Source organism: Bradyrhizobium sp., from assembly GCF_049798375.1.
Taxonomy (GTDB): Bacteria; Pseudomonadota; Alphaproteobacteria; order Rhizobiales; family Xanthobacteraceae; genus Bradyrhizobium.
The window spans coordinates 1-9631 of record NZ_JBARGP010000426.1; the positions used below are offsets into that span (position 1 = coordinate 1).

Annotated in this window: 8 protein-coding genes and 1 pseudogene; 1 reads left to right on the plus strand and 8 read right to left on the minus strand. The window is 63.6% G+C overall.

Going from position 1 to position 9631, the window contains the following annotated elements:
- Positions 1–52 precede the first annotated feature (52 nt).
- Genes WA702_RS17955 through WA702_RS17970 form a run of 4 tightly spaced genes read right to left on the minus strand, consistent with a single transcriptional unit; the run spans position 53 to position 4567 of the window.
- Entirely contained in the window at positions 53–1063 is a 1011-nt protein-coding gene (locus WA702_RS17955; protein ID WP_425111880.1) for an ABC transporter ATP-binding protein, read from the minus strand.
- A complete protein-coding gene (locus tag WA702_RS17960; RefSeq protein WP_425111881.1) occupies positions 1063–1953 on the minus strand; it encodes an ABC transporter permease in 891 nt (296 codons plus the stop codon). The genes WA702_RS17955 and WA702_RS17960 overlap by 1 nt, the downstream gene beginning before the upstream one ends.
- A gap of 7 nt (positions 1954–1960) precedes the next feature.
- Positions 1961–2908 carry an ABC transporter permease gene (locus tag WA702_RS17965; protein ID WP_425111882.1) on the minus strand — a complete coding sequence of 316 codons (948 nt, stop codon included), beginning with the start codon at positions 2906–2908 and terminating at the stop codon, positions 1961–1963.
- A 51-nt stretch (positions 2909–2959) separates the two neighbouring features.
- The gene (locus tag WA702_RS17970; protein ID WP_425111883.1) at positions 2960–4567 is read right to left on the minus strand and encodes an ABC transporter substrate-binding protein; all 1608 of its coding nucleotides are present in this window, start codon (positions 4565–4567) and stop codon (positions 2960–2962) included.
- Between the two features lie 387 nt (positions 4568–4954).
- Between WA702_RS17970 and WA702_RS17975 the strand changes: the two genes are divergently transcribed.
- Positions 4955–6142 (plus strand): ABC transporter substrate-binding protein, encoded by a 1188-nt coding sequence (locus tag WA702_RS17975; protein WP_425111884.1) that lies wholly within the window; start codon positions 4955–4957, stop codon positions 6140–6142.
- Between the two features lie 179 nt (positions 6143–6321).
- Here WA702_RS17975 and WA702_RS17980 read toward each other — a convergent pair whose 3' ends face one another.
- The 4 genes and pseudogenes from WA702_RS17980 to WA702_RS17995 all read right to left on the minus strand — a co-directional run.
- Positions 6322–7014: a pyrimidine 5'-nucleotidase gene (locus WA702_RS17980; protein WP_425111885.1), complete on the minus strand. Its 693-nt coding sequence runs from the start codon at positions 7012–7014 to the stop codon at positions 6322–6324.
- Positions 7015–7232: 218 nt separating this feature from the next.
- Positions 7233–8213 (minus strand): DUF1036 domain-containing protein, encoded by a 981-nt coding sequence (locus WA702_RS17985; RefSeq protein ID WP_425111887.1) that lies wholly within the window; start codon positions 8211–8213, stop codon positions 7233–7235.
- A 59-nt stretch (positions 8214–8272) separates the two neighbouring features.
- Positions 8273–9169 carry an acetylglutamate kinase gene (gene argB, locus WA702_RS17990; RefSeq protein ID WP_425111886.1) on the minus strand — a complete coding sequence of 299 codons (897 nt, stop codon included), beginning with the start codon at positions 9167–9169 and terminating at the stop codon, positions 8273–8275.
- 229 nt (positions 9170–9398) lie between these two features.
- Positions 9399–9631, minus strand: a pseudogene (locus WA702_RS17995) (DUF423 domain-containing protein); the annotation flags it as partial.

Here is a 9631-nt window from a genome sequence, read left to right on the forward strand (position 1 = left end):
GGGTAATGTTTGACGAGGTCCTTGACCTCCAGCAGGGCGGGCTGCGCGTCGTTCACGAGGCCTCCGCAACCGTGCCGGCGCGCCAGCAGGCGGCCTGATGATCATGTCCAAAGCTCTGCAGCGGCGGGCTCTCGCTGCGGCAGCGATCGATCGCGAGCGGACAACGCGGCGCGAAGGCGCAGCCGGGCGGCAGCCGCACCAGCGACGGCACGGTGCCCGAAATCTCGGTCAGCCGCGCCTGCGTTTCGCCGGCCTGCGGCAGCCTGGGCATCGAGGCCATCAGGCCGCGCGTGTAGGGATGCAGCGGCTGTTCGAACAGCGTTTCCACGTCTGCTTCCTCGACCTTGCGGCCGGCATACATCACCACGACGCGCTGCGCGGTCTGCGCCACCACGCCGAGATCATGCGTGATCAGGATCAGCCCCATGCCGAGCTCCTGCTGCAGCTCCAGCATCAGATTGAGGATCTGCGCCTGGATGGTGACGTCGAGTGCCGTGGTCGGCTCGTCGGCGACGAGGAGCCCCGGACGGCAGGCCAGCGCCATCGCGATCATCGCGCGCTGGCGCATGCCGCCGGAGAGCTGATGCGGATAGTCCCGCGCGCGCCGTGCGGGCTCGGAGATGCGCACCAGCTTCAGCATCTCGACCGCGCGATCCCGGGCTTCGCGCGCCTGAACGTTGCGATGCAGTCGCACGGCTTCCGCGATCTGGTCGCCGATCCGGATCACCGGGTTGAGCGAGGTCATCGGCTCCTGGAAGATCATCGAGATCCGGTTGCCCCTGATGTCGCGCATCTCCGCTTCGCTGAGCGCGAGCAAATCGGTGCCGTCGAGCAACACCTGGCCGCCGATGATGCGCCCCGGCGGATCGGGTATGAGGCGCATGATCGACAGCGCGCTGACGCTCTTGCCGCAGCCGGATTCGCCAACGATCGCCAATGTCTCGCCGCGGCGAAGGCTGAACGAGACGTGGTCAACAGCCTTGAACAGGCCGGAGTTGGTGAAGAAGACCGTCTGCAGGTCTTTCACCTCGAGGACCGGCGTCTCGATGCGGGCTCCGTGCATCAGCCGCGCTGCCTTGGATCGAGAATGTCGCGCAACGCATCGCCGAACAGATTGGTGCCGAACACCGCGAGGCTGATGGCTACGCCTGGAAAGATCACCAGCCACGGCGCAACGCGGACGTATTCGGCGGCTGATTCGGAGAGCATGCGACCCCAGGACGGATAGGGCTCGGGAATGCCGAGGCCGAGGAAGGACAGCGCAGCTTCGGTCAGGATGGTCGAGCCAAGCTGTGCGGTGGCGAGCACGATCAGCGGCGCCAGCGTGTTCGGCAGGACATGGCGCAGCGCGATGCGCGTGTCGCTCATGCCGATCGATTTCGCGGCCTCGACGAAGGGCTGCTCGCGCAGCGCCAGCGTGTTGGCGCGCACCACGCGCGACACCACCGGGACCAGCGGGATTGCGATCGCGATGATCACGTTCGGCAGCGACGGCCCGAGCGCGGCGGTCATCACCAGCGCCAGAACCAGCAGCGGCAGCGCCTGCAGGATGTCGGTGATGCGCTGGAACACCAGATCGACCCAGCCGGAGAGATAGCCCGAAGCCAGGCCGATCATGATGCCGAAGATGCCGCCGAGCGTGGTCGAGCCGATCCCGACCGCCAGCGATATGCGCGCGCCATGGATGATCCGGCTCCAGACGTCGCGGCCGAAGGAATCGGTGCCCATCCAGTGCTTGAAATCGGGTCGCGCCAGCGCATGCGCGGAATCCACAGTCAGCGGATCGTAGCGGCAGATCAAATTGGCGAAAACAGCCGACAGCACGAACACCAGCATGATGCAAAGCCCGATCGTGCCGAGCAGATGCCGCCGCGCCATGAAGGACAGGAAGCGCAAGCCCTGGGCGCCGGCTCCGGCGCGTCTCAGCTCGCGATCGAGATTGATGGCGGTCATGCGGGCCTCATTCCGAATAGCGGACACGCGGGTCGAATACCGCGTAGAGCATGTCGACAATGAAATTCGCTGATACGACGACGACCGCGATGATCATCACCAGGTTTTGCACGATCGGATAGTCGCGCCAGCGGATCGCCTCGACCAGGAAGCGGGCGATGCCGGGAATGTTGAACACGGTCTCGGTGACGATGAGGCCGCCGATCAGGAACGCGGCCTCGATGCCGACCACGGTGATGACGGGCAGGATCGCGTTCTTCAGTGCGTGATGGAAGTTCACCGACGCATTGGAGGCCCCCTTGGCGCGCGCGGTGCGGATGTAGTCCTGGCGCAGCACCTCCAGCATCGAGGAGCGGGTGATTCGCATGGTCAGCGCCGAAGAGCGAAAGCCGACCGCCATCGACGGCAGGCAATAGGTCGAAAACATCTCGCCGAAGGTCTTCGGATCCGGATTGAAGATCGGAATGCTGTCGAACATCGCCACCGACGCCATGAGGATCAAAAGCCCGAGCCAGAACGACGGCAGCGACAGGCCACTCAGGCTGATCACGCGCAAGGCATAGTCGAGCCGCGTGCCCTGGTAGACGGCGCTCAGTACGCCGAGCGGAATCCCGATCGACGCGGAGAACAGCAGCGCGAAGGCGGCGAGCCGTGCCGTGATCGGAATCCGCGGCAGGATCTCCTGCAGCGCAGGCTTCTCCGAGACAAAGGAATAGCCGAGGTCGCCATGCAGCAGCCCGGCGATCCAATGCAGATATTGCACTACTATCGGCTGGTCGAGCCCGAGCTGGCGCTGCAGATCGGCCTTATCGGCGGGATCGACCATGCCGGCGGCGTCGAACAGGATATCGACGATGTTGCCGGGCACGACGCGCAGCAACACGAAGATGACGATCGAGATCCCGATCAGGGTCAGAAGCATCAGGGCGAGGCGGCGCACGATATAGGCAAACACCGGCTGCTCCCGATTCCTTCAGTTCAACGCCTGCTGCTCAACGCCTGCTGCTCATTTGTCGAGCCACACGTTCTCGTAACGGTAGCCATTGTAGGAGCTGTTCGTCATGATGGTGATGCCCTTCACGTAAGGCTGCCAGCACGTCCCCATGCGACTGTGGAAGATGATCGGGCGAGCGACATCCTCCTGCAGCTTCTTGTCGATCTCCCACACCAGCTTCTTGCGCTTCTCGGTGTCGGTCTCGGCGGACTGCTGGTCGAACAGCTTCTCGATGTCCTTGTTGCAGTAGTTGGTGTAATTGCGCTCCGACCCGCAGGCATAGTTCTCGTAGAACGACTGATCGGGATCATCGACCGCATTTCCGGTCAAATTGAGCCCGAGTGCATAATCCTTGCGGGCGATCTTGGCGAACCAGTTGGCGGTCTCGACCACCTCGAGTTCGGCGTCGATATAGATGCTCTTGAGCTGGTCGATCAGGATCACGGCGGGATCGCGATAAACCGGAATATTGCGGGTCGAGACCTTGACCGCGAGATGCTTGTCGGGGCCGTAGCCCGCCTTTTGCATCAGCTTGCGCGCCTCCTCGCGGTTGGCGTTGACGTCAGGCCCGTAGCCGGGAATCTGCTCCAGCATCTCCTTCGGCATCGCCCACAACCCGGCCGGCGCCGGCTCCATGGTGCCGCCGATATCGGCTTGTCCCTCGAACATGATCGAGATGAACGCCTTGCGGTCGAGCGAGAGCGCCATGGCGCGGCGGATGTCGAGATTATCGAATGGCGGCGAGGAGGAGTTGACGATGATGTTGGTGTTGACGTTGGTCGGCTCGACCACGCAGACCGCGTTCGGCGCCTGCGATTTGACGTCCTTCAGCAGCGGGATCGACACTTCGGTCGGAAACGTCATGTCGAACTTGCCGGCGACGAACGCGAGGATGGCGGTCGAGCGGTTCGGAATGATGGTGAACTCGATGCCGTCCAGATGCGGCAGGCCCTTCTTCCAATAGTCGGGATTGCGCGTCAGCTTGATCGATTCGTTGGCCTTGAATTCCACGAATTTGAACGGACCGGTACCGATCGGATGCGTGCGCATCTCGGCCGGCGAGACGTGACAGGGGTAGATCGGCGTGTAACCGGAGGCGAGCAGCGCCAGCAGCGACGGCTGCGGCCGCTTTAGCTTGAAGGAGGCCTCGAAGTCGCCATTGGTCGTGACCTCGTTGACCTGCTCATACCAGGTCTTGCGCGGGTTCTGGCGCAACTTCTGCGGCGAATTGCCCATCAGCATGTCGAAGGTGCATTTGACATCGGCCGAGGTGAAGGGCTTGCCATCGTGCCATTTAACGCCCTGCCGCAGCTTGAAGGTCAGCGTGGTCTTGTCGTCGCTCCAGGCCCAGCTCTCCGCGAGCTCCGGGACGATGTCGCTCATGCTGTTCTGCGGGATATTCTGGTCGTAGATCACGAGGTTGTTGAAGACCGGCATGAACGGGATGTTGACCGAATAGGTCGCGCCTTCATGGATCGAGGCATTCGCAGGACTGTCGCGATGATAGATTCGGAAGATGCCGCCTTGCTTGGGTTCTTGCTTCGGTTCATCCGCGCGTGCGACCGCCGCGATCACGAGCAGCGACAGGACGGCAGCGGCGAACGCGCGTGCGTTCCGCATGGTTTCCTCCCCTCAAGCCGTCTCGCCTTGAATGGCTGATTGCTTCGGCTTGCATGCCAGGACGATACCCAGCGCATCGCGCGCAGGCAACCCGGTCGCCACCGGGAAATCTCGGCAATTGGGATGATGCCGGCTGTGTGCGCTGCAATCGCGGCAGTCGCGCGGCCCGGCTTTCCATGCGGTGGATGCGGTGTTGCAGCGCACGGCATGACCGGATGCGACTAAATGCCCGACTGCGCGACGCCACCGATCGCTTCGTGTTTCACGGATTGCTGTTCGCCTGCAGGTTGGCACTCGGCTCCTGCCAGCATTGTCGAAAGCGGCCAGATGAGCGAAACTGATTTATGGCGTAAAGCTCGTCAGAAACAAAAAGGCTGGGAGAGGCATATGAAATCGGGCTTGTTGGCTGTTGTCGCGGTCGGGGCGCTTGTGATGGCCGCGCCAGCGTCGGCTCAGGTCAAGATCGGCATTCTCAACGATCAATCCGGCGTCTACGCCGATTACGGCGGCAAATATTCGGTCGAGGCCGCCAAGATGGCGATCGAGGATTTCGGCGGCGAAGCGCTGGGCCAGAAGGTCGAGCTGGTCACGGCCGACCACCAGAACAAGCCCGACCTTGCGGTCTCGATCGCGCGGCGCTGGTATGACACTGAAAACGTCGACATGATCACCGAGCTGACGACGTCCTCGGTCGCGCTCGCCGTGCAGCAGCTGTCGGCCGAAAAGAAGAAGATCGACATCGTGGTCGGCGCTGCGAGCTCGCGCATTACCGGCGATGCCTGCACGCCCTACGGCTTCCACTGGGCGTTCGACACCCATGCGCTCGCGGTCGGCACTGGCGGCGCGCTGGTCAAGGCGGGCGGCGACAGCTGGTTCTTCCTGACCGCCGATTACGCCTTCGGCTATTCGCTGGAAAAGGATACCAGCGACATCGTCACCGCCAATGGCGGCAAGGTGGTCGGCTCGGTGCGGATTCCACTGAACTCGTCGGACTTCTCGTCATTCCTGCTGCAGGCGCAGAGCTCGAAAGCTAAGATCATCGGCCTCGCCAATGCCGGCCTCGACACCACAAATTCGATCAAGCAGGCGGCCGAATTCGGCATCGTCAAGGGCGGCCAGAAGCTCGCCGGTCTCTTGATGACGCTCGCCGAGGTCAATGGCCTTGGCCTAGAGGCGGCGCAAGGGCTGGTCCTCACCGAGGGCTTCTACTGGGATCACGATGACAAGGCGCGCGCCTTCTCCGAGCGTTTCTTCAAGCGGACCGGCCGGATGCCGAGCATGATCCATGCCGGCACCTATTCGGCGACGCTGTCCTATCTGAAGGCGGTGAAGGCCGCCGGCACCAAGGATTCGGACGCCGTGGCGAAGAAGCTCAAGGAGCTGCCGGTCGACGACGCGTTCGCGAAAGGTAAGGTGCTGGAGAATGGCCGCATGGTCCACGACATGTATCTGTTCGAGGTCAAGTCGCCAGCCGAGTCGAAGAAGCCGTGGGACTACTACAAGCTGCTCGCAACCGTCCCCGGCGACAAGGCCTTCTTCACCGCCAAGGAAAGCGGCTGCCCGCTGACGAAGTGAGGGTGGTTGCTTCCGCGCAGCAATCCGCTGGTTGCTAACAGCAATGTCATCGCCCGCGCAAGCGGCGATCCAGTATTCCGAGAGAGCAGTGATCGGTCGAGAAGCCGCGTCGTACTGGGTCCCCCGCATGGGCGGGGGACGACGGTGGTGGTGGTTGGCTCCTATCGTCTCATCAGCACTTACGACTTCACCAGGCGCTGCAAAAATCTCGTCAGGTCGTCCGTGACGTGATCGACATGGGGCTCGCCGCGGCCCTCGAGCTCCCAATCCTCGCGTACCACCTCCTTGGTGCCGTCGGGCGCCACCAGCACGGTGGTCATGCCGAGCTCATGCGGCACCACGAGATTGCGGGCGAGATCCTCGAACATCGCCGCGCGCATCGGATCGACCGCATGCAGCGCGAGAAACTTTTGGTAGGTCTCCGGAGCCGGTTTCGGCGTCAGCTCGGCGGCGATGATGTCGAACACGCCGTGGAAATGGCCGGCAATGCCGAGCCGCGCCAGCACCGCGTCGACATGGTCGACCGAGCCATTGGTCAGGATCAGCTTGCGCCCGGGTAGGCGCGCGATTGCGGCGCCCATCGCCGGATTCGGCTCCAGCGGCGAATGATCGATCTTGTGCACGTAGGCCAGGAAATCGTCGGCGCGCACGCCGTGCTCGGTCATCATGCCGCGCATGGTGGTGCCGTAGCGGCGGTAATAATCCTTCTGGATCTTGCGCGCTTCGTCCGGAGACACCTTCAGCCAGTTGGCGACGAACTCGCCGATCCGTTGATCAACCTGCTGCCACAGATTGACGTGATGCGGATACAGCGTGTTGTCGAGATCGAACACCCAGGTGTCGACGTGGTCGAAGGTGCGCGTTGCTGTCATCGTTCTCTCGATTTCTTAGTTCGGCGCACGCCGCATCTTCATTTTCCGCCGTCGTCCCGGCGAACGCCGGGACCCATACGCCGCGGCCGCTATGAGTGCACGCGATAGGCGTTGCCTTCTTTTAGAGTTGGCACCGCGTTTCGAAAACGCAGGCCGGTGGCTTTGGATCCCGGCGTTCGCCGGGACGACAGTCTCGTATGGAGCACCATCCTGCCAGCTCACGGCAACCCAAACCGCAGCGTCTTGCCGCTGCCGGCGATGTCGACGGTGGTGAAGCCGGACACAACGAAGCCGCGGCTGCCGCAATCGCCTTGATCCGTGGTCTCGAACTTGCTGTCGCGGGTGCAGAGCTGCTTCAGGCCGCCCCAGTTCAGCGGCTTGTCCTTGAGCTTGATGGTGCGGTTGTCGGCATCGACCGCTTCCGCGAAGCTGTAGACCCGCTTCGGCTGTCCCGTGATGTCCGGATGCAGGCACTTGCCGGGATCGATGTGGTACCAGCCGCGGCTCGTCACGCTCTTGCCGTCGTCGGTCGCGATCGCGGCCATCACCTTGTAGGTCGTGTCGTTGCACCAGGTCAGCCCGGTCGGCGAGGGCGCCTGCACCGCGTCGATCATCGTCGTGAAGAAATTCGGTTGCGAGACGATGTCGGCCGACAAGCCGCGGCTTTTCAGGAACGCCGCCAGCGCGCCTTGCGTCTTCGGCCCGTCGACGCCGTCGATCGGCGAGATGTCATAGCCCGCGATGCCGAGCAGCCGCTGAATGCCGGCGAGCCGCGCCTGCTCGTCGTCATATTCGGCGCCCTCGGCGAGATAGGCGATGAGATTGCCGTCATCGGTCTTGGTGGGCGTCACCTGCGTGAATGGCACCGCAGTCTGTCCTGCGCGGCACTCGCGCGCTGCCGCAATGACGAAATTATCCGATGCCGCGACGCAGAGCGCGTCGTTGCCGTTCTGCGCGATCGGCGAGGCGCCGTAGAGACTGAGCGCGCGGGCGTGCAGCAGAATGCGATCGGCGGTCAATTGCCCCTGCAGCACCACGCGGCAGGCGGCGGGATCGATCTTGAACCAGCCGCGCGTCGCGGTGGTCGCCTTGTCGTCGACGCCGATCGCGGCCTCGACGACATAGCTCATGCGGTTGCAGATTTTCAGGTCGGCCACGGCCGGCGCGGCGGAGGCCAGCAATGCGATGAGCGCGGCCATGACGGCGACGGCCGGAACGAGTCCGACCCTGACATGTCCCGTGTGCCGCGTCATGCCCATCACTTGTGGATCAGCGTGCCCGTGCCCTGGTTGGTGAACAGCTCCAGCAGCACCGCATGCGGCACCTTGCCGTCGAGAATGACGACACCCTGCACGCCCTGTTCGAGCGCATAGATGCAGGTCTCGACCTTCGGGATCATGCCGCCGGAGATGGTGCCGTCGGCGATCAGCTTGCGCGCGTCCTTCACCGACAATTGCGGGATCAGCTTCTTCGATTTGTCGAGCACGCCCGGCACGTCGGTCAGCAGCAAGAGCCGCTTGGCCTTCAGTGCGCCGGCGACAGCGCCCGCGAAGGTATCGGCGTTGACGTTCAGCGTCTGGCCGTCATGCGATGTGGCAAGCGGCGCCAGCACCGGAATCAGCTCATAGCCGATCAATTGGTTGAGCAGCGTGAGGTCGACCTTGTCGGGATCGCCGACGAAGCCGAGATCGATCGCCTTCTCGATGTTGGAATCGGGATCGATCATGGTGCGCGTCGTCTTGGACGCCTTCACCATGTTGCCGTCTTTGCCGGAGAGCCCCACGGCTTTGCCGCCGGCCGCGTTGATGTAGCCGACGATCTGCTTGTTGACCGAGCCGGCCAGCACCATCTCGACGATCTCGATGGTGGCGGCGTCGGTGATGCGCAGGCCGGCGGCGAATTCCGAGACGATGCCGAGGCGCTTGAGCATGGTCGCGATCTGCGGCCCGCCGCCGTGCACGACCACCGGATTGATCGCGGTCTGCTCCAAGAGCACGATGTCGCGGGCGAAGGCTTTTGCGGTGTCCTCGGCGCCCATGGCATGGCCGCCATATTTGATGACGATGGTTTCGTCATCATATTCCTGCATGTGCGGCAGCGCTTCGGACAGGATTCGGGCCTGATCGAGCGGGCTGATCTCGGTCGCGTCGGTCATGGATTACGGATCTCGGCTGGGACAATCGCGCGGGGTTCTAGCCGATTGCGACGGAGCCGGAAAGCGCGCTCTTGCTCCGAGCACTCTGCCGACCCTCTCCCCTTGCGGGGGAGGGTGGCGTGCATCGTCAGATGCGCGGCGGGTGGGGGTCTGTCTCCGCAGATGCAGACCCCTCATCCGGCGCTTCGCGCCACCTTCTCCCACAAGGGGAGAAGGAAGCAGGCGAGCCCTATCGTTGCCGCGGCCAGAGCGCTGAGAGCGTCAGCACCAGCCAGCTCGCGATCAGGAGCGTGCCGCCGAGTGGGGCGGCGAACGGAAACAGCCGCGCGCCGGTGACATGTCGCATCAGGAGGTCGCCAGCGAACAGGGCGGCCGCGAGAACGAAGCCGCATACCGCGACCAGCCCGATGCGGGGATTGATCAGGCCGCGCTCGGCCAGCGCCACGCTGCCCAACACCGCAC

Excerpts from the sequence above, each read along its gene's own strand:
- WA702_RS17955 (WP_425111880.1), bottom strand. The coding sequence starts at position 1,063 with ATGCACGGAGCCCGCATCGAGACGCCGGTCCTCGAGGTGAAAGACCTG.
- WA702_RS17980 (WP_425111885.1), bottom strand. The coding sequence starts at position 7,014 with ATGACAGCAACGCGCACCTTCGACCACGTCGACACCTGGGTGTTCGAT.
- argB (WP_425111886.1), bottom strand. The coding sequence starts at position 9,169 with ATGACCGACGCGACCGAGATCAGCCCGCTCGATCAGGCCCGAATCCTG.
- WA702_RS17985 (WP_425111887.1), bottom strand. The coding sequence starts at position 8,213 with ATGGCCGCGCTCATCGCATTGCTGGCCTCCGCCGCGCCGGCCGTGGCC.
- WA702_RS17960 (WP_425111881.1), bottom strand. The coding sequence starts at position 1,953 with ATGACCGCCATCAATCTCGATCGCGAGCTGAGACGCGCCGGAGCCGGC.
- WA702_RS17975 (WP_425111884.1), top strand. The coding sequence starts at position 4,955 with ATGAAATCGGGCTTGTTGGCTGTTGTCGCGGTCGGGGCGCTTGTGATG.
- WA702_RS17970 (WP_425111883.1), bottom strand. The coding sequence starts at position 4,567 with ATGCGGAACGCACGCGCGTTCGCCGCTGCCGTCCTGTCGCTGCTCGTG.